The sequence below is a fragment of the Mycobacterium sp. IDUB_28 genome (genome assembly GCF_055419285.1).
The window spans coordinates 115,085-133,920 of record NZ_JBVAXK010000009.1 but is presented as its reverse complement, the minus strand read 5'-3'; the positions used below and the strand labels follow the sequence as shown (position 1 = coordinate 133,920).

At 67.3% G+C, this 18,836-nt stretch carries 21 protein-coding genes; 6 read left to right on the top strand and 15 right to left on the bottom strand.

Going from position 1 to position 18,836, the window contains the following annotated elements; translation table 11 throughout:
• Positions 1-3: 3 nt before the first annotated feature.
• The 8 genes from ACZYZ9_RS19515 to ACZYZ9_RS19480 form a co-directional block, all read right to left on the bottom strand.
• Entirely contained in the window at positions 4-864 is an 861-nt protein-coding gene (locus tag ACZYZ9_RS19515; protein ID WP_463827913.1) for an SDR family NAD(P)-dependent oxidoreductase, read from the bottom strand.
• Positions 865-911: 47 nt separating this feature from the next.
• Positions 912-2,345, bottom strand: coding sequence for an aldehyde dehydrogenase family protein (locus tag ACZYZ9_RS19510; protein WP_463827912.1), 1,434 nt, complete (start codon positions 2,343-2,345; stop codon positions 912-914).
• 133 nt (positions 2,346-2,478) lie between these two features.
• Positions 2,479-3,420 (bottom strand): class I SAM-dependent methyltransferase, encoded by a 942-nt coding sequence (locus ACZYZ9_RS19505; protein ID WP_463827911.1) that lies wholly within the window; start codon positions 3,418-3,420, stop codon positions 2,479-2,481.
• Positions 3,417-4,349, bottom strand: a complete 933-nt coding sequence (locus tag ACZYZ9_RS19500; protein ID WP_463827910.1) for a class I SAM-dependent methyltransferase — start codon at positions 4,347-4,349, stop codon at positions 3,417-3,419. The genes ACZYZ9_RS19505 and ACZYZ9_RS19500 overlap by 4 nt, the downstream gene beginning before the upstream one ends.
• Positions 4,350-4,425: 76 nt before the next feature.
• The gene (locus tag ACZYZ9_RS19495; RefSeq protein WP_463827909.1) at positions 4,426-5,070 is read right to left on the bottom strand and encodes a TetR/AcrR family transcriptional regulator; all 645 of its coding nucleotides are present in this window, start codon (positions 5,068-5,070) and stop codon (positions 4,426-4,428) included.
• A gap of 2 nt (positions 5,071-5,072) precedes the next feature.
• Positions 5,073-6,044 carry a pirin family protein gene (locus tag ACZYZ9_RS19490; RefSeq protein WP_463827908.1) on the bottom strand — a complete coding sequence of 324 codons (972 nt, stop codon included), beginning with the start codon at positions 6,042-6,044 and terminating at the stop codon, positions 5,073-5,075.
• Between the two features lie 120 nt (positions 6,045-6,164).
• A complete protein-coding gene (dps, locus tag ACZYZ9_RS19485) occupies positions 6,165-6,716 on the bottom strand; it encodes a DNA starvation/stationary phase protection protein Dps (protein ID WP_463827907.1) in 552 nt (183 codons plus the stop codon).
• A gap of 86 nt (positions 6,717-6,802) precedes the next feature.
• Positions 6,803-7,714 (bottom strand): DNA-3-methyladenine glycosylase family protein, encoded by a 912-nt coding sequence (locus tag ACZYZ9_RS19480; protein WP_463827906.1) that lies wholly within the window; start codon positions 7,712-7,714, stop codon positions 6,803-6,805.
• Positions 7,715-7,812: 98 nt separating this feature from the next.
• Between ACZYZ9_RS19480 and ACZYZ9_RS19475 the strand changes: the two genes are divergently transcribed.
• Entirely contained in the window at positions 7,813-8,157 is a 345-nt protein-coding gene (locus ACZYZ9_RS19475; protein WP_463828025.1) for a nuclear transport factor 2 family protein, read from the top strand.
• Between the two features lie 7 nt (positions 8,158-8,164).
• Here the strand turns inward: ACZYZ9_RS19475 and ACZYZ9_RS19470 are convergent, their stop codons facing one another.
• Genes ACZYZ9_RS19470 through ACZYZ9_RS19460 form a run of 3 tightly spaced genes read right to left on the bottom strand, consistent with a single transcriptional unit; the run spans position 8,165 to position 10,101 of the window.
• Positions 8,165-8,539: a DUF427 domain-containing protein gene (locus ACZYZ9_RS19470; RefSeq protein ID WP_463827905.1), complete on the bottom strand. Its 375-nt coding sequence runs from the start codon at positions 8,537-8,539 to the stop codon at positions 8,165-8,167.
• A 36-nt stretch (positions 8,540-8,575) separates the two neighbouring features.
• Entirely contained in the window at positions 8,576-9,598 is a 1,023-nt protein-coding gene (locus tag ACZYZ9_RS19465; RefSeq protein ID WP_463827904.1) for an NAD-dependent epimerase/dehydratase family protein, read from the bottom strand.
• The gene (locus tag ACZYZ9_RS19460) at positions 9,595-10,101 is read right to left on the bottom strand and encodes a nuclear transport factor 2 family protein (protein WP_463827903.1); all 507 of its coding nucleotides are present in this window, start codon (positions 10,099-10,101) and stop codon (positions 9,595-9,597) included. The genes ACZYZ9_RS19465 and ACZYZ9_RS19460 overlap by 4 nt, the downstream gene beginning before the upstream one ends.
• A gap of 59 nt (positions 10,102-10,160) precedes the next feature.
• On the opposite strand from ACZYZ9_RS19460, the gene msrA reads away from it, so the two are divergent.
• Positions 10,161-10,676 (top strand): peptide-methionine (S)-S-oxide reductase MsrA, encoded by a 516-nt coding sequence (gene msrA / locus ACZYZ9_RS19455; RefSeq protein WP_463827902.1) that lies wholly within the window; start codon positions 10,161-10,163, stop codon positions 10,674-10,676.
• Here the strand turns inward: msrA and ACZYZ9_RS19450 are convergent, their stop codons facing one another.
• Positions 10,677-11,984 carry a cytochrome P450 gene (locus ACZYZ9_RS19450; RefSeq protein ID WP_463828024.1) on the bottom strand — a complete coding sequence of 436 codons (1,308 nt, stop codon included), beginning with the start codon at positions 11,982-11,984 and terminating at the stop codon, positions 10,677-10,679.
• A gap of 128 nt (positions 11,985-12,112) precedes the next feature.
• Between ACZYZ9_RS19450 and ACZYZ9_RS19445 the strand changes: the two genes are divergently transcribed.
• Complete coding sequence (locus ACZYZ9_RS19445) at positions 12,113-12,718, top strand: TetR/AcrR family transcriptional regulator (protein ID WP_463828023.1); 606 nt, start codon at positions 12,113-12,115, stop codon at positions 12,716-12,718.
• An 11-nt stretch (positions 12,719-12,729) separates the two neighbouring features.
• Complete coding sequence (locus tag ACZYZ9_RS19440; RefSeq protein WP_463827901.1) at positions 12,730-13,773, top strand: zinc-binding dehydrogenase; 1,044 nt, start codon at positions 12,730-12,732, stop codon at positions 13,771-13,773.
• Here the strand turns inward: ACZYZ9_RS19440 and ACZYZ9_RS19435 are convergent.
• The gene (locus ACZYZ9_RS19435) at positions 13,763-14,647 is read right to left on the bottom strand and encodes an alpha/beta fold hydrolase (protein WP_463827900.1); all 885 of its coding nucleotides are present in this window, start codon (positions 14,645-14,647) and stop codon (positions 13,763-13,765) included. The two genes, ACZYZ9_RS19440 and ACZYZ9_RS19435, sit on opposite strands and share 11 nt — an antisense overlap.
• A gap of 10 nt (positions 14,648-14,657) precedes the next feature.
• Positions 14,658-15,815, bottom strand: a complete 1,158-nt coding sequence (locus ACZYZ9_RS19430) for a sulfotransferase family protein (protein ID WP_463828022.1) — start codon at positions 15,813-15,815, stop codon at positions 14,658-14,660.
• 91 nt (positions 15,816-15,906) lie between these two features.
• Between ACZYZ9_RS19430 and ACZYZ9_RS19425 the strand changes: the two genes are divergently transcribed.
• Complete coding sequence (locus tag ACZYZ9_RS19425) at positions 15,907-16,482, top strand: TetR/AcrR family transcriptional regulator (RefSeq protein WP_463828021.1); 576 nt, start codon at positions 15,907-15,909, stop codon at positions 16,480-16,482.
• Positions 16,479-17,591, top strand: a complete 1,113-nt coding sequence (locus ACZYZ9_RS19420) for a DUF1214 domain-containing protein (protein WP_463827899.1) — start codon at positions 16,479-16,481, stop codon at positions 17,589-17,591. The genes ACZYZ9_RS19425 and ACZYZ9_RS19420 overlap by 4 nt, the downstream gene beginning before the upstream one ends.
• 98 nt (positions 17,592-17,689) lie before the next feature.
• Here the strand turns inward: ACZYZ9_RS19420 and ACZYZ9_RS19415 are convergent, their stop codons facing one another.
• Positions 17,690-18,802, bottom strand: coding sequence for a fatty acid desaturase family protein (locus tag ACZYZ9_RS19415; RefSeq protein ID WP_463827898.1), 1,113 nt, complete (start codon positions 18,800-18,802; stop codon positions 17,690-17,692).
• Positions 18,803-18,836 lie beyond the last annotated feature (34 nt).

Genomic DNA, 18,836 nt, shown 5'->3' with positions numbered 1-18,836 from the left:
GTCTTACAGCTTGAAGCCAGCTTTTTGCGCGGCCGACAAGTCGGTGATCTGGCCCCACTGGTCGGCGACGTCCTCCACCGTCGGCGGCTTGTCGAAGTTCACTCCGTCGTTCTGGAACAACGCAACGCGCTGCACCTTGCCGCCACCCACCACGAACACCGACCCGTTGTCCGGGTTCTCCTCGGTGCACAGGTAGGCCACCACCGGCGCGACGAACTCGGGCGTCAGCTTGTCCAGCACTTCCTTGGGCATGATGTCCTCGGTCATGCGGGTGGCCGCGATCGGGGCGACGGCGTTGGAGTGGATGTTGTACTTGGCACCCTCGAGCGCCAGCGTGTTGATCAGACCGACCAGGCCGAGCTTGGCGGCGCCGTAGTTGGTCTGGCCGAAGTTGCCGAACAGCCCGCTGGTGGAGGTGGCCACGACGACCCGGCCGTAGCTCTGCTCCCGGAAATGCGGCCAGGCCGCACGGATCACGTTGTAGCCGCCGTAGAGGTGCACCTTGAGCACGGCGTCCCAGTTCTCCGACGTCATCTTGTGGAACGTGCCGTCCCGCAGAATCCCGGCGTTGCTCACCACCCCGTGCACCGCGCCGAACTCGTCGATCGCGGTCTTGATGATGTTGGCCGCGCCGTCGGCCTCGGCGACGCTGTCGTAGTTGGCGACCGCACGGCCGCCGCCGTCCCGAATCTCGGCGACGACCTGGTCGGCCATCGCCGAGCCGCCGCCCGTGCCGTCGCGGGCACCGCCGAGGTCGTTGACTACGACGCTGGCGCCCTCCCGGGCGAGAGTGAGGGCGTACTCACGACCCAGCCCTCCGCCGGCTCCGGTAACTACGACGACGCGATCCTGCACTCCGGGCATCAGTTTCCTTTCCGCAACTCTGCAACGCGCTCAATGGACGCCTCAGGCTAGAACAGCTTGCGAGCCAGCTTGAAGGCCCGGTCGGTGTACGGCGGATAGATCATCTTGGAGAAGTCGGGACGGGTCGGCTTGGTCAGCACCGCTTTGCGGTGGCTGAACTCGTCGAAGCCCCATTTGCCGTGGTAGGCACCCATCCCGGAGGCGCCGACGCCGCCGAACGGCAACTTGGCGGTGGATACCTGGAAGGCGAGGTGGTTGATCAGCATGCCGCCCGCGGTGACCTCTTTGATCACCCGTTCGCGGGTTTCCTTGGCCTTGGTGAACAGGTAGGCCGACAGCGGCTTGGGCCGGGCGTTGACGTAGCGGATCGCCTCGTCCAGGGACTTGACGGTGACCACCGGCAGGATCGGCCCGAAGATCTCGTTCTGCATCAACGGACCGTCCGGGTCGGGATCGACGACCACGGTCGGCTGGATACGCAACGTCGATGGGTCGCACTTGCCGCCGACGGCGACGGTCGACTTCCCGTCGGACTGCGCCTCCTCGAGGTAGCCGCTCAACCGGTCGAACTGGCGCTGGTTGACGATGCGCAGACCACTAGGGTTGTCCCCGCTCCGGAACTTGGCGAGCGAGGCCCCGATCTTCTCGACGAGTTCGTCGCGGATGGTGGCATCGGCCAGCACGTAGTCGGGTGCCACGCAGGTCTGCCCGGCGTTCATGATCTTGATCCAGGCGATCCGCTTGGCGGCGACGTCGACGTCAGCGTCGGCCGCCACGATCACCGGGCTCTTGCCGCCGAGTTCCAGCGTGACCGGGGTCAGGTGCTTGGCCGCACCTTCGTAGACCTTGCGGCCGATCTCGGTGCCGCCGGTGAACAGGACGCGGTCCAGGCCCTGCTTGATCAGCTCCTGGGTGGTGGCGCCATCGCCCTCGATGACCGCGACCGCCTCGGTGTCCAGGTACTTCGGTACCAGCTCGGCCATCAGCCGCGACGACGCCGGAGCAATCTCCGACGGTTTGAGGATGACGGCGTTGCCGGCGGCCAGGGCGCCGACGGCGGGACCCAGCGTCAGGTAGAACGGGTAGTTCCAGGCGCCGATGATCAGCACCGTGCCGTACGGCTCGTACTCCACCCAGCCGCGGCCGGGCAGCTGCGGCGCCTCCAGCAGCAGGTACTTGCGGCGCATCCATTTCTTCAGCTTCTTGGCCGCATACTTGGCCTCGCCGGCGGTGGTGGCGATGTCGGCGATGAACGCCTCGACCTGGTTGCGGTCCAGGTCCTCGGCCAGAGCGGCGGCGATGGCGGGTTCGTTCTCCTCGACCAGGTTCGCCAGGGCCAGCAGCTGCTGCTTACGCCACTCGTAACTGCGGGTGCGTCCCGAGGCGAACGTGCTGCGCAGCCGGGCGACCGTACCCGCCACCGCGTCGGTGTCCGGGGTGACGTGCGCCTGCGAGGGGGCGGGTGGGGATTCGGTGGTCATCGTTGTCCTTCCTTCCCCAGGGCCCGCACGCCGTCGGCGCGCGGTCGCTCGTGGGTGATAACCGCGATCCTAGTCACCCGGCGGTAGCCGCAGTAGGACGGCGGTAGGAAAGAAAACGACGAACGCGCAGGCGCTACCGGCGCTGCGCGGTGACGAAGTCGGAAAAGGCGCTCTTGTCGTCGGCCATCGGCACCTCGGCCACCCAGCGGCCCAGCCGCTCCATCTCGTCGGCGGAGCTCACGCCCACCGCCTGCCAGCCGTTGGCGTTCAGCCAGTCGGCCACCGGCGCGCGATGCTCGTCGCGGTACATCAATTCGCCGACATCGATGGTTTCTTCCAGGCCGATCTCGTCGGCGACCTTCTTGAACCGCTCGCGCATCTGCTGGCGCCGCTCGTCGGCATGGGCGGGCGCGGTCTCGGCCGCGATCCGGCTTCCGGCCGGGCTCAGCTCGCCGACCTGGGTGAACAGCTTGTCCTGCGCCTCGGCGGGCAGGTACATCAGCAGCCCTTCGGCCAGCCACGCCGTGGGAGCCGAGGCGTCGAAGCCGGCCTCGCGCAGGGCCGCCGGCCAGTCCTGACGCAGGTCGATGGCCACCGCGCGGCGATCGGCCGACGGCGTCACGCCGTTGTCCGCGAGGGTTTCGGACTTGAACTGCAGCACCTGGGGCTGGTCGATCTCGAAGACGGTGGTGCCGGCCGGCCAGTCCAGGCGGTAGGCCCGCGAGTCCAGGCCCGAGGCCAGGATGACGATCTGGCGGATCCCGGCGGCCACGGCGTCGCGGAAGAACGTGTCGAAGAAGTGCGTGCGCACCGCCTGGTAGCCGCGCATGTGGCGGACCATCGCGGCGGCCTCGGGGTCCATCGCTTCGACCTTGGCCGCGACGGCCGGGTCGAGCATGGCCTCCCACAGCACCCCGGCGTTGGCGTTGGTCACCAGCAGTTTGGCGAACGGGTCACGGATCAGCGCGTCGGGTTGCTCGGTTTCAACGGCCCGCGCGGCGGCCACCATCACAGCGGTGGTGCCGACGCTGGTCCTGATGTCCCAGGTGTCGTCGTGGGTGCGCAGTCCGCTCATCGTTGTGCTCCTGTCAGGTGGCCCCACATCAGGGTCGACGTGATGGCGTCGGGGACCAGGTCTTCGGGTACCGGACGGCCCAGCCGGGCTATCTCCTGGTGGTTACCCACGCTGTGCACCTGCCAGCCGTGGTCGGCCAGCCACTGCGCCGGATCCGAACGGTCCGGCTCGTGGTAGGTGAGGTCGCCGATGTTGACGTCCAGACCGAGCCGGTCGCGCATCCGGTCCCAGCGCCGCCGGTTGCCGTCGACGACCATGTTGAACGCCTCGACGGCGATCCGGCTGCCCGGCGCGCTCTGCGCCGTGCACATCTGGAACAGGCGGTCCTGGGCATCGCTGGGCAGGTAGGCCAGCAGTCCCTCGGCCAGCCACGCGGTCGGACGGGTCGGGTCGAATCCGGCCCCGGTGAGCGCGGCCGGCCAGTCGTCACGCAGATCGACCGCGACCGCGTGCCGGGACGCGGTGGCGGCCACGCCGTGCGCACTCAGAATCTCGGCCTTGTATTCCAGCACCTTGGGCTGGTCGATCTCGTACACCTGCGTTCCCGACGGCCACTGCAGCCGGTACGCGCGCGAGTCCAGTCCGGCGGCGAGGATGACGACCTGGCGGATGCCGGCCTCGGCTGCCGCTGCGCAGTAGGCGTCGAAGTAGCGGGTACGCACGGCCTGGTAGTCGCAGCCGACCCGGTGCAGCCGCTGCCCGTGCTCGTCGCCGTCCAGCCAGGCGATGCTGGGGTCGGCCAATTGCGCCCAGGCGGGGCCGGCAGCGGAGACCAGTAGCTGTGCGAACTCGTCGCGGATCAGCGGATTCGAGCCGGCCGTTTCCACGGCGCGCGAAGCGGCGACCGCCAGGGCAGTGGCACCGACGCTTTCGGTGATATTCCAGCTGTCGCCGGCGGTGCGGAGCAGGGGTGAGTGCAGGTCGGTCATGAACCGACATCTTACCTCGTAAGTTAGGCAAACTATACGCTCTGTGTGGCAGTTCACGGCGGGCGAATCAGCGCCGTCAGGACCGCTGCGACCCGGGACTCCACAAGCTGCCCCCGATCAACTGCCGCAACGTACCCAGGATGTTCTCCACCTCCTGGAAGGAGCCCACGAAGCCCGCATAGAACCCGACCCCGCACAACATCAGCAGCAACGCCTCGGCCAACCGGTCGCCGTCGATGCCAGAGGCGAGTTCTCCACATTCCAGGGCTTCGGTGACCGACCGCCGCAGGAAGTCCCGGGTGACGCGCACCGCGTCGTTTTCGACCCGCCGCAGTTCCGGATGCCGCTGGGACTCCAGTACCGCAGTGGCCAGAAACGCCGCGGTTCCCGGGTTCTCCGCGTCCGCTTCCATCGCGACGGTGATGAACGCGGCCAACCGCCCCATCAGCGTCCGTTCCCCCCGCGCCCGGTCGATGCCGGCGGTGACGACGAGTTCGTTGGTGCGGTCGGATACCTCGGTGTACAGCACGCGCTTGCTGGCGAAGTAGTGGTTGATCGCCGGCCGGGTCAGATCGGCGCGCATCGCGATGGCCTGGAACGTCGCCCCGTCGTAGCCGCGTTCGCTGAACACCTGGCGGGCCGCGCGCACGATGCGCTTGCGCGTCTCGTCAGCTTTCGCGGCGGGAGGGCGCCCGGGCCCGCGACTTGCCAGGTGCGGCATCCCTAGAGTGTGCCACCGCTACGGTGCGGCATCAGGGCGTTCGGCGGGATACTGCCGAACTTGCCGGCCTGGTAGTCCTCCAACGCCTGGATCACCTCCGACTTGGAGTTCATCACGAACGGGCCGTAGTGGAAGACCGGTTCCCGGATCGGCTGCCCGCCCAGCAGCAGCACGTCGAGCGGGGTCTCCCGGCCGGCCCGGGCTGCGACGGTGATGCGATCCCCCACCCCGAGTACGGCGAGTTGGCCCTGCTTGACCGGGTGGCCGACCGGACCGACCGACCCTTCGCCGGACAGCACATAGACCAGCGCGTTGAAGTCGCGGCGCCACGGGATGTTCAACCGCGCTCCGCTTTCAACCGTCGCGTGGGCCATGGTGATCGGCGTGTGGGTGATCCCGGGCCCGAGATGACCGTCGACTTCGCCGGCGATGACCCGAATCAGCGCGCCACCGTCGTCGGACGCCAGCAGCCTGGTGTCGCCGCCCTCGATGGCCTGGTAGCGCGGCGGGGCGAACTTGTCCCGCTTCGGCAGGTTCACCCACAGCTGGATGCCGTGGAAGAGTCCTCCGCTGCCGACCATCTCGGCCGGCGGGGTCTCGATGTGCAGGACGCCCGACCCGGCCGTCATCCACTGGGTCGCCCCGTCGGTGATCAGGCCACCGCCGCCGTGCGAATCCTGATGGGCGAACGTGCCGTCGATCATGTAGGTGACGGTCTCGAAGCCGCGGTGCGGGTGCCAGTCGGTGCCTCGCGGCTCACCGGGCTGGTAATCCACCTCGCCCAGTTGGTCCATGTGCACGAACGGATCCAGGGCGGCGGCGCTGACCCCGGCGAAGGCGCGGACCACCGGGAAGCCGAGGCCCTCATAGCCTTTCGGACCGGTGGTGACGGATCGGACCGGGCGCTCGGTATCCGCGGGGCCGGCCGGCGCCACCCTGGTCAAGGTGAGGGTGTCGGCGGTGATAGCTGGCATGGGTACCTCCTCGATAGCAGATACCCGATATAACCGGACCGCAGTCCGTTTATTCCGTCCAGCCGGACGCTTGTTCCCGCACGCCGGAGGAGGTGCAACCCCGGCTGCGAGGCGGCAGCGCTACTTGCTCTTCTTGCGCGCCGCGTTGGCGGCGCCCTTTTCGCTGGTCGCCCCACCGTGCGCCAATTCGCCACCCGAACTCTCCAGGTGGGCCCGCACGAACCACTGGAACTTCTCCAGCTGACCGGCCTGCCCGATCAGCAGATCCTGGGTGACGGGGTCCAGGTCATCGGTTTCGTCGATGGCTTTACGGATGTCCTCGATCACGCCGTTGTAGACGAGGTCCAGGGCGGCCAGATGCGCCTGGACGGTGTCGCGGCCCACCGAGTAGTCGTCCCAATCCCGATCCTCGATGATCGCGGTCGGGGTGCCCTTGGGGGACGCGCCCAGGGCTGCAATGCGCTCGGCTACGTCGTCTGCAAACCCCCGCACCGCATCAACCTGCGGATCGATCATCTCGTGCACGCCGATGAAATTGGGACCCACCACATTCCAGTGAATGTGCTTCAGCGTCAGGTGCAGGTCGTTGTAAGTGCTCAGCTGGCGCTGCAGCAACTCGGCGAGCCGCGCACCCTGCTTGTCGGTGAGGCCTGGAATGGTGAACTGCGTCATCGATGTCCCCTCGAAAAGTCGCTTTGTGGTCCTTTGGTGTCCTTGCAGCCGGGTACCCGATGGACGATTCCCTAACCCGAATGCCGTTACAGCAAACGGATTTGCTGCACCGGCAGGCGCGGGCCGCGGCGCGGTTCGTACGCCAATCCACTGGCGTACAGCAACTGGACCACCCGATGCCGGTGTGGGCGCATCGGCTCGAGCAGCTCGACCATCTCGGCGTCGTCGATCGGGTGGCCCAGCAACGTCCAGCCGATCATCTTCGACACGTGGTAGTCGCCCACCGACAACGCATCGGCATCACCGAAGGCACGCTGCGCGGTCTCGGCGGCGGTCCATATCCCGACGCCGGGCAGCGTCATCAGCGCGGCCCGCGCCTGGTCCGACGGCAGCGCGACCAGACGTTCCAACGAAGACGCCCGTCGAGCACAACCCACCACCGTCTGCGCCCGCCCGGGATCGACGTTGGCCAGGTGAAACTCCCAGGATGGGATGTGTCGCCACGCGTCCGCCGACGGCGGCACCCGCATGCCGTCCGGCGCCGGGCCGGGCGCCGGGGTGCCGAACTTGGTCACCAGCACGCGCCAGGACCGGAAGGCGTCGGCGCCCGGAACCCGCTGTTCGATCACGGCCGGGATCAAGGCTTCCAGCACCTGTCCGGTGCGGCCCAGCCGCAGGTCCGGGACGTTGCGCAGCGCGGCGGCCACGGTCGGATGCCGCGGCACGAAGTCGGTGGCGTCGTCGTCGGCGCCCAGCAGCGCCGCAAATCGCTCGGCGAACTCCGCCGCTCCGTCGCCCCACGCTTCGCAACGCGCACTGTCGTGGGCCACCCTGCTGATGCGGGCGGTGACGGGCCCGCTCGGCAGCAAACTGGTGCGCCACACAGCGCCGTCCCCGGGTACACGACAGCACGGATCGCCGCGGCCGCGCCGCAGCGGTGCCAACGTATGCCCGAAGCGGGCGGCCCCGGGGAAGGTGACGGTTCGCGTAACACTCATGGCCATGAATCTGCGGTCAATTGACCGCGAACTCCCCGCCGGGACAGGATGACGGGGTGACGACGCCCTTCGACGACCCCCAGGCCGAGCTCGCCTGGATGTTCCTGCAGAGCATGTGCGAAGGCGGCGACGTCGACGAGGGCTTCGCGCTGCTCAGCGATGACTTCACCTACTGGAGCATCGTCACCCGGGTGGAATACGACAAGCGGCAGCTGCGGAAAGCGTTCGAGCGGCGCAGGAAAGTGTTCGAGACCAACATCGATCTGCTGCGCTGCGTCAACGAGGGTGAGACGGTGGTGGTCGAAGGCCAGGTCGACGGCGCCACCGCGGACGGCACTCAATACGAGAGTCCCTTCGTCTGCATCTTCGACACCCGCGACGGGCTCATCGTGTCGGTGCGCGAGTACACCGACACCCAGTCATTGGCGAAGGTGTTCCCCTGACACGCCATCACTCAATACTGATCTCGGCTTTGCTCGGATAGAAAGCCACGTGCCCGGCGATTGCGGCGACCGCGGGGTAGGGCTGTTCGTAGAACCAGATCGCATCCTCGACGGTCTCGCCGGCGGTGGTGGTCACGCTGTAGTAGCCCGCCTCGCCCTTGAACGGGCAGTAGCTGGTGGTGTCGGAGCGGGTCAGCCGGTCCCGCGCCACGTCGGCCAGCGGAATGTATTGCACCAGCGGCAAACTGGCCTCCTGCAGGCTCAGCGCCGCGGTGCTGTCGGCGACGAGTTCACCGTGGACCCGAACCCGGACCCGGCCCTCGGTCGGCTCGATCGTGATGGGGTGCCCGGCGCTGGGTTCTTTGATTTCTGGATGGCTCATAGCCTGTGCAACGCCGAGTAGCGACCGGCATTCCCGTCAGCCGGGCTTGCCCGCCTTGCCGGTGGTGCGCATCGCCGCCCAGAACCGGGCCGCCTCCCGTATCGATTCCTCGACCGGGCGGGGTTGCCAGCCCAACTCCCGTACCGCCTTGCCGTGGTCGACGTGGGCCTCGGCGCGCATCATCCGCACCGACTCCAGGCTCAGCTCGGCGTCCTTTCCGGTGAGCTTGGCCCGCGCGCTGCCCAGCGCGCCCAGCGCGTACAGCACGGGCACCGGGATCGACCGTTGCGGTGGCCGCACCCCGGCTTCGTCGGCCGCGAGGCGGACCACGTCGGTCAGCGGCATCATCTTCTCCGAGATCAGGTACTTCTCCCCGTTGCGCCCGCGCTCGGCGGCCAGGATCATCGCGCGTGCCGCATCGTCGACGCCGACCACCTCGAGTTGGATGTCCTTCATCAGGAACGGCAGTTTGCCGAAGACCGCGCCGGCGATGAAGGCGCCGTGCGGGGTGCGGCCCCAGTCTCCGGTGCCGTAGGTGGTCGAGACGCACATGGCGACGGCGGGCAGCCCGTGCTCGGCGACGTAGCGCAACACCAGGTCCTCGGCCTGCACGCGGGACCGGACATAGGGACTCACCCGGCGGTTGCCGATCCGGTCGGCCTCGGTGGCGACGTGGCCGTGCCGGCGGTCCACCGTCGCGTAGGTGGAGGTGAACACGAACCGGCGCAGGTCGGCGTCCTTGGCCACGTCGAGGACGTTGCGCAGGCCCTCGACGTTGGTGCGGAACAGCGGCGCGGGGTCGCGCAGCCAGGCGCGGGTGTCGACGACGCAGTAGTACACGTCGTCGCAGCCGTCCATCGCCTCGCGCACGGTGGCGGTGTCGAAGACATCCCCGTGAAAGCGGGTGAGCTCGAGGTCGTCGATCGAACGGGTGTTGGCGCCGTCGCGCACCATCGCGCGCACCTGGTGCCCGTCCTGCACCAGCAGGCGGGTGACGTGCGACCCGAGGAACCCGTTGGCGCCGATCACCAACTTGGGTTTGCCACTCCCCGAGCTCATTTGGCCGCACCGTACTGCTTCAGGAAGCGCGCGGCCTCGTCGTCCAGCGTGCCGCACTCCTGCGCCTTGCGGCACCACTTCAGCGCGGCCTGCACAAAGCGCAGCGGGTTGTAGATGTCTTCCTGCCGGCGCCACAGCCCGTCGCCGGCGTAGGTGATGATCGAGATGTTCGTCGCGGTGACCACGCTGCCGTCGCCGGGGTCGCGCATCGGATTGTCGAGTTCCATGATGACGCGACCGGTGGGCTCGTCGATCACCGACCACAGCGACGGGAATTCCACCATGTGGCTGCCCGGGAAGGTGGTCATCGTCCGCTGGATCCAGGTGCGGACTTCGTCGCGGCCGTGCATCGTTCCCGCTGCGTGTTCGATGTACAGCACGTCGGGGGTGTAGTGCTGCACCCAGGCGTCCCAGTCGTGGGTTTCGGCGGCGCGAGCGACCGTCTGCTCGAACGTCGCGAAGGCCTCGACGAGTTCGCTGCGGGGGAATTCTGGGCTGCTCACGAGCCGTTACACCTCACGGGCGGAGTGTAGCCTGGGGATTCTTGCGAGGGAGGACTGAGATGACGAGCACCCGACGAGCCGTTCTTGCCGGTGGCTGCTTCTGGGGAGTGCAGGATCTGATCCGCAAGCAGCCCGGCGTGATCTCCACCCGGGTCGGCTACAGCGGTGGCGACCTCCCCAACGCGACCTACCGCAACCACGGCACGCACGCCGAGGCGGTCGAGATCGTCTACGACCCGTCGGTCACCGACTACCGCACGCTGCTGGAGTTCTTCTTCCAGATCCACGACCCGACGACGAAGAACCGGCAGGGTAACGATCGCGGGCTGAGTTACCGCTCGGCGATCTACTACGTCGACGAGGAGCAGAAGCGGATCGCCCTGGACACCATCGCCGACGTCGACGCCTCCGGTCTGTGGCCGGGCAAGGTGGTGACCGAGGTCAGCCCGGTCGGCGATTTCTGGGAGGCCGAACCCGAGCACCAGGATTACCTGCTGCGCTATCCCAACGGTTACACCTGTCACTTCGTGCGGCCCGGTTGGAAGCTGCCGCGCCGCGCTGAGGCAAATCAGTAGCTATCGGCGCCGGTGCACCACGACGCGGCCGCCGTCCTTCGGGACGAACGCGACGCCGCGGTTGTGCGAGCGTTCCCCCGGCGCATCGGTGGTCGCAAAGCTGAACTCGCGCAACACCGTTCGCAACACCACGTCCATCTCCATATTGGCGAAGGCCGCCCCGACGCAGCGCCGGGTGCCGCCGCCGAACGGTATCCACGCCGCCGGGTTCGGCTTGTTCCCCACAAAGCGGTACGGGTCGAAGCGGTCCGGGTCAGGAAACACCTCGGGATTGGTGTGGATCTGCGAAATGCTGGTCAGGATCGAGTAGCCGCGGGGTATCTCCCACTGACCCAGTCGATACATGGGCGCGTGCACCTGACGCGCGGCGAAGTCGATCACGTTGCCCACCCGCTGGACTTCCAGGATCGTCGCCTGACGCAACTCGCTGCCACCGGCGTCGGCTTCCTTGACCAGCGCGGCCAGCACCTCGGGGTGCCGGGTCACCCGCTCGAACGTCCAGGCCAGCGTCGACGCCGTGGTCTCATGGCCAGCGGCCAGCAAGGTGAGCAGCTCGTCGGCAATGTCCTTGCGCGACATCGCCGATCCGTCGTCGTAGGTGCTGCGCAGCATCAGCGCCAGCACGTCGGTGCGGTTCTCGAAGTTCGGGTCGGTCCGCTCGCCCTCGATGAGTGTGTCGATCACGATGTCGTACTGCCGCCGGTAGTTGGCCAGCCGGCCCCACGGGCTGTAGCGACCGTAGTCGCGCTTGGTCTGTGGCATCAGCGCCATCCGCGAGCCGAGGGTGACCCACGGCGGGATGATGCGGCGCAACTCGTCGAGTTCGGCACCGTCGGCGCCGAAGATCGCGCGCAGGATGGCGTTGAGGGTGATGTGGTTCATCGACGGCAACGTCGCGAAGTGCCGACCCTGCGGCCAGTTCGCCGTCTCGCGCAAGGTCTCTTCTTCGATGATCGTTTCGTATTTCTTCATGGCCTTGCCGTGGAACGGCGGCGCCAGCAGGCGGCGCCGGCGGCGGTGGTCGTCACGGTCGAGGGCGAACACCGAGCCGGAACCGAACAGCCGGCTCAGGTTCGGCTGGATGTTGCCCAGTTCCTCGGGGCTGGTGGTGAAGATCTGTTTGGCCAGTTGCGGCTCACACACCACCACCACGTGGCCGAATACCGGGATGCGGACGGTGAACACGCTGCCGTGCCGGCGGACCATGCTGTCCATGAACTGCCGGCGGCGGACGGCAAAACCCAGCCCCTGCACGAATTTGGGCGCCCGGACTGCCGGTGGCAGCCGCGGTGCGGGGGTCGTCACCATCACGTCGCTGATCGCGTCGGCGCTCATCGAGTCATCCCTCCCTACGCGGTACTGCGGCGTACCACGCCTCTATCCCGGTACGGTACTCTGTGGTACCAACCATGACAAGCGCGAAGGGCGGGTCGGACGTGACGGTTACGGCCGGCGACACGGCACTGGCCGGGCCCGACCCGTTCCGGCTCCGGCTGTTGGACGGACTTGCCGACTCCATCGCAGCGCGTGGCTACCGCGCCACCACCGTCGCGCACATCGTCAGTGCGGCGCGCACCTCCAAGCGCACCTTCTACGACCAATTCCCAAGCAAGGAGCAGTGCTTCCTGGAATTGCTGCAGGTGCAATTCGGGGTGATGGCCGAGGACATCCGCGTCGCGGTCGATCCGGACGCCGACTGGCATCAGCAGATTCGCCAGGCCGTCGAAGGCTACGTCGGCCACATCGAGGCCCGTCCCGCATTGACGCTCAGCTGGATCCGGGAACTGCCGTACCTCGGTGACGAGGCCCGGCCCGTGCAGCGGCAGGGCTTGGAGCTGTTGACGAACTTGTTGATCAGCCTCAGCAGCAGCCCCGGTTTCCGGCGGGCGGAGCTGCCTCCGTTGACCTGGCCGCTGGCGGTGATCCTGGTCGGTGGCCTGCGGGAGTTGGTCGCGCTGGCCGTCGAGGACGGCCGGCCGGTCCGGGACATCATGGCGCCGGCGATCGACGCGTCTGTCGCTTTGCTCGGACCCCGGCACTAGGTTCGGTAAGTATGCCCGCCACCATGCGCGCCGAGCGCTTCTATGCCGACACCAAAACCGTTGCGTTGGAAGATGTTCCAGTGCCCCAGCCCGGACCCGGCGAAGTGCTGGTGAAGGTGGCCTTCTGCGGCATCTGCCACTCGGACCTGAGCCTGATCAACGGAACCTTTCCGGCCCAAGCGCCGGTGGTCACCCAGGGCCACGAAGCGTCGGGCACCATCGCCGAACTCGGTCCGGGGGTGACCGGCTGGGCCGAGGGCGACCGGGTGGTGGTCGCCGCCGGCCGGCCGTGCCTGCGATGCCCGAACTGCCGGCGCGGAGACGTGGTGAACTGCCTGCGAATTCAGTTGATGGCCTTCGCTTATGACGGCGCCTGGGCCGAATACACGGTGGCGCAGGCGGCCGGCCTGACCCGGGTTCCGGACAACGTGCCGCTGGAGCAGGCGGCGATTCTGGCCGACGCGGTGTCGACACCGTTCGGTGCGGTCGTGCGCACCGGCAAGGTGGCCGTCGGCGAATCGGTGGGAGTGTGGGGCGTGGGCGGCGTGGGCACCCACATCGTCCAGCTCGCCCGGTTGGTGGGCGCGGTGCCGGTGATCGCGCTCGACATCAACCCCGCGGTATTGGAACGCGCGTTGCAGATCGGCGCAGACTTTGCGTTCGACACCCGCGACGAGGCCCTGCGGGACAAGATCGCCGAGGTCACCAGCGGCCGCATGTTGGACGTCGCATTCGACGCCGTCGGGCTCAAGGCGACCTTCGAACAGGGCCTGGACGCGCTGACCGCCGGCGGCCGGCTGGTCGGTGTCGGGATGAGCGCCGAGTCGCCGACGGTGGGCCCCACCGCGATGTTCGGGCTCACCCGCAAGCAGGTACTCGGCCACCTCGGCTACCAGAACGTCGATATCGAAACGTTGGCGAAGCTGGTTTCCTATGGGCGCCTTGATCTTTCACGTTCGATCAGCGAAATCGTGGCGCTCGAGGACATCGCCCTGGGCATTGCGAAGCTGGAACGCCAGGACGGCAACCCGATCCGGATCCTGGTCAAGCCCTGAGGAATGCGCGCAGCCGGTCCAGCACCAGATCCGGGCGCTGGTCCACGATCCAGTGGCCGACGCCAGGCACCAGCTCCACGGCGAAATCGCTGATGTGGTCTTCGTATCCGTTGGTGCCGTCGGGGGTGATCACCGGATCCTCGGTGCCGGTGAGCCAGCGGACCGGAACGTCCACCCGGGCGTCTTTGTATTCGCCGCGCGACCAGCGCAGCATTTCGGTGCGCTGAAACGAGCGGTACCAGCGCGACCCGGCCTCCGCGTGACCCGGCTCGGTCATGCACTCGAGGTAGAGGCGCATGTCCTCCTCGGGCAGCCTGAAACCGCCGCCCACCCAGGACGCCAGCATGCGGGCGTAGCGGGCCTTGGGGTCGCTGATCAATCGCGGGCCGATCACCGGCAGCGAGATCGGAATCTGATACCAGAACCGCCAGAGCTTACCCAGCGCAGCGAGGTCGCGCTTGACGAAGGGCGCTGCCGTATTGCAGCCGAAGAAGCCGGTCACCTTCTCCGGATGACGCAGCATCATGATGAACGCGGCCGGCCCGCCCCAGTCGTGCGCGACCAGCGTGACCTGCTCGACAGCCAGCGCGTCTAGCAGGCCGGCCAGGTCGTCGGCCAGCTCGCTTTTGAGGTACCGGGTCGGCGGCGCCGAACTCCAGCCCGACCCGCGTAGATCGGGGCAGAGCACGCGGTAACCGTCGGCGGCCAACGGCCCGATCAGCGCGTGCCATTCCCACCAGTTCTGCGGAAATCCGTGCACCAGCATCACCACCGGACCGTCAGCCGGGCCGGCATCCGCCACATGGATGGTGACCCCGTCGCCCAGGTCGACGAACCGGTGTTCAACGCCTTCGAGTTCGGGCATGGTGACCATCTGACAGAACCTACTGCAGGAACCGCTCCACGTAGGGCGCGAAGCGTTCGCGCAGGTCTGCTTCGTCCAATCCGAACATCTCGAATGACGTCTCGACACTGCCCAGGCGCCCCCGCTGGTGACCAGACAGGTAGCCGGCGACGGCGGCGCGCACCTCGTCGGTGAACGGTTCGTCGGCCAGCGCGTAGATCCGTTTGGCGATGCCCACTTCGTCGGCCATGAAGTCGTCGAATCGGACGTCGATGGACCGGTCGTGCCCGAAGATGTCGCGGTCGCGGACCAGGGCGCTGAGCATGCGATCGAGGCGTTCGATCCAGTATTCGGCGATCTGGTGCACCGGCACCGGGGAGCGGTGCATCCGCGCCGAGTAGGTGATCATCGCAATCATCGACAACGCCACCGGCACCGGGTCGCGGTGGGTGAACACCACGATGCTGTCCGGGAAAACCCGGTCCAGCACCGGCACCTGCTCGAGGTGCTGTGGGGACTTGAGCAGCCAGCGCCGCCCGCCGCGCAGGAATTGCATCGCCTTGAGCTGGCGGGCGAGGTAGCGGTAGTGCGGCGTCTGGTCGTGGGTCTGGTAGTAGTCGCGCCAGCGCGGCACGTGACCGAGCGTCTCGAACAGCATGGTCGAGAAATCGTTGGCCAGGAGCTGGATCTCCTCGTGGACGTGGTCGGTGGTCATCTCGTGCATCAGCGCGAAATGCGGCATGACCAGGTCGATCACGCTGACCGCAACGTCCATCCGCGCCCGGCGCTCCTCGATACCGCTTTCGGAAGGCAACGGAAACGGCTCGTTGCTCTCCCAGTACGGCATGGTGCGGAAGGTGGGTGGCGCTGCCAGCAGGTTGTGCAGGTGGGTGGTGCCGGTCCGGGGCAGGCCCGCGATCACCACCGGCGAGTGCAGTTCGATGTCGTCGATCTCAGGATGACGGCTCGTCAGGTCGGTGAGCAGCAGCCGGTTCTTGAGCATTTGCAGCAGTTGGCCGTAGAAGTTGACGACTCCGGCGTCGTGCAGGCCGTCGATGTCGCGCACCGCGGCGAGGTAGACGTCGAGGCGTTCGCGGTAGTCGTCGGGGCCGAAATCGACCAGGCCGGTGTCGGCGCTGGCCTGGGCGTGCAGTGCGTCGGAATCCAGCGGACAGTTCGCGGCCATCGCGGCCATCATGTCCAGGATCGGCTGGGCCTCGGCGCTGAACCGGGGCTGCTCTAGATCGTCGAGGCGGGTCACGCCGAATTATGTTACTTTGAGTTTCGTAATGGTTCTAGATCTGGGTCGTCCCCGTGATCCGCGCATCGACGCGGCGGTGCTCAACGCGACCGTTGAACTGCTCGCCGAAACCGGTTATCCCGGCCTGTTGGTCTCGGCGATCGCCGAACGGGCCGGCACCAGCAAGCCGGCCATCTATCGGCGCTGGGCCAGCAAGGCCCATCTGGTGCACGAGGCGGTGTTCCCGATCGGTGCTGCGACCGAAATCCCAGACACCGGAACGTTTTCCGACGATCTGCGCGAGATGGTGCGGCGCACCACCGCGGTACTCACCACACCGGCGGCCCGGGCAGCGCTGCCCGGACTGGTCGCGGAGATGGCCGCCGACCCGACGCTGCATTCGGCACTGCTGGACCGGTTCGCCGGAATCTTCGCCGGCGGACTGGCCGGGCGCCTGCACAGTGCCGTCGCCCACGGCGAGGTCCGTCCCGACGTATCCGCCACCGAACTTGCCGAGGCGATCGCCGGTCTGACCCTGATCGCCCTGCTCACCCGGATCACCGCACTCGACGATGCCTGGGTCGAACGCACCACCACACTGCTCCTGGAAGGAATCGGCGCATGACACACGAGTCGACCGCGGCCTGGAAAGACCTGTTGGCCACCCTCGGCGAGCTGGACCGCGGCTTCCTCGAAGGCGACAAGGCCGTCACCGACGACCGCCACATCGCCGACGGCTACCGCATGCTGGCCACCACGCTCGGAGTCGCGCTGGACACCTATTTGTTCACCGAACCCGGGCGCCCGCAGTTCTTCGCGGTCAACACGCCGTTTCGCCGCGATCGCCGCTGGGGTGGCGACAACACCGATGCCTACTACTTCTGCTGTCCGGTGGACCCGCAGCGGCGCTACCGGATCAGCGGCAACAAGGGCGACAGCGTGTACTTTTCGCTGACCGCCTACAACGAACCCTCGCCGGGCGCCTGGTCGGACCGGGTGGTCTCGATCGTGCGCGACACCGACCTCGACGTGGACGCCCACGGCAACTTCAGTTTCGAGTTCCCGCCGACGCCCGGCGCTGCTGTACTGATGACCAGGGACTACCAGGCCGACCCGTCCACCGGTCGCCCGGTCACCTGGGAGATCGAGGCGCTGGACACGCCGGAACCGATCCGGCACGGGGACGCCGAGACCGCGGCGCGGTTACGGGCAGCGACCACCTGGCTGCGCACCATGTTCGCGATCGTACCGCTAGCGGTGGGCGCCCGGGCCGCGGACGAGCATGCGCTGGGACACGAAGTAGGTTATGCGGCAAACCAATTCGCCGATCCCTATCAGGTGCCTGATGCCAACTTCGGCTGGTCGGCACGCGACGCGTGCTACGCCTACGGCAGTTTCGTGCTCGACGACGACGAGGCACTCGTGATCACGCACCGGCCCCCGTCGTGCCGGTTCTGGAACCTGGTGGTGTGGAACCAGTTCATGGCAACCTATGGCGCCTCGGAGGGCCCCGACATCCGCTGTTCGGTCAACGGCCGCAGCGCCGTGCCCAACAGTGACGGGTCGGTGACCGTCGTGTTGTCCAATGAGGTGACCGGACACCCGAATTCGTTGACGACGCTGGGTTACCCGCGTGGCAATCTGGCCTTTCGCTGGTTCCTGGCCGACGGGGTACCGGCGCGGCCCGAGGTCGAGCTGGTAAAGCTCTCGGACGCACCTACCGAGACCGACTAGACGTCGGTGCCAGTTCGAGACTGCGACCAGGGTGACCCGATATCGGATGACACACCCTGGCCGCAGTCTCGGCGCCACCAGTACAGGCTGGTGAAGAATCAGGCAGCCACCAGCTCTGGCTCAGCGGGCGCCGGAGCCTTGGTGCGGGACCCGAACTTCCACGAGTCAGGGAAGGTCAGTCGCACGATCTTGCGGACCACCGTGCCGAATTGCTGCAACAGCGGACCCTTGTTGTACGGGATTCCGTAGCGCTCGCAGATCTCCTGCACCTCCGGGGCGATCTCGGCGTAGCGGCGGGCCGGCATGTCCGGGAACAGGTGGTGCTCGATCTGGTGGGACAGGTTGCCCGACAGCAGGTGGAAGACCTTGCCGCCGGTCAGGTTCGCCGAACCCAGCACCTGCCGGAAGTACCACTGGCCGCGGCTCTCGTCCCGGGTCTCCTCGACGGTGAATTCCTGCGTGCCGTCCGGAAAGTGCCCGCAGAAGATGATCATGTACGACCACACGTTGCGCATCAGGTTGGCGGTCAGGTTGCCGGAGAGGACGAACGGCGCGAACGGGCCGGCCAGCAGGGGGAAGGCGACGTAGTCCTTGAGCGTCTGCCGGCGGGTCTTCTTCCAGATCTCCTTGAGCGTCTCGCGCTTGTCGCGCAGCTTGATCTCACCGGCGCGGATCCGTTCGGTCTCCAACTCGTGCAGCGCCACGCCGTACTGGAACAGCACCATCAGCAGGAACGCGTAAGCAGGGTTGCCCAGGAAGTAGGGCTCCCACGGCTGGTCCTCGCTCATCCGGATGATGCCGTAGCCGATGTCGCGGTCCATTCCCACGATGTTGGTGTGGGTGTGGTGCATGTAGTTGTGCGAGTGTCGCCACTGGTCGGCCGGGCAGGCGGTGTCCCACTCGAAGTCGCGGCCGGAGATCGTCGGGTCACGCATCCAGTCGTACTGACCGTGCATGATGTTGTGGCCGATCTCCATGTTGTCCATGATTTTGGCGATGCCCAGCATGCCGGTGCCGAACAGCCAGAACGGCGGCAGGAACAGCAGCGCCCGCCCGCCGACTTCGAGGCTGCGCTGCAGCTTGATGACCTTGCGAATGTATTCGGCGTCTTCTTCGCCGAGGTCGGCCATCACGCGTTCCTTGATGGTGTCGAGCTCGCGGCCGAAGGCGTCGGCCTGTTCCTTGGTGAGGCTGATCTTGTTCTGTGACATGGCTTTTCCTTCTGTATTCCGTGGTGGCAGGGCG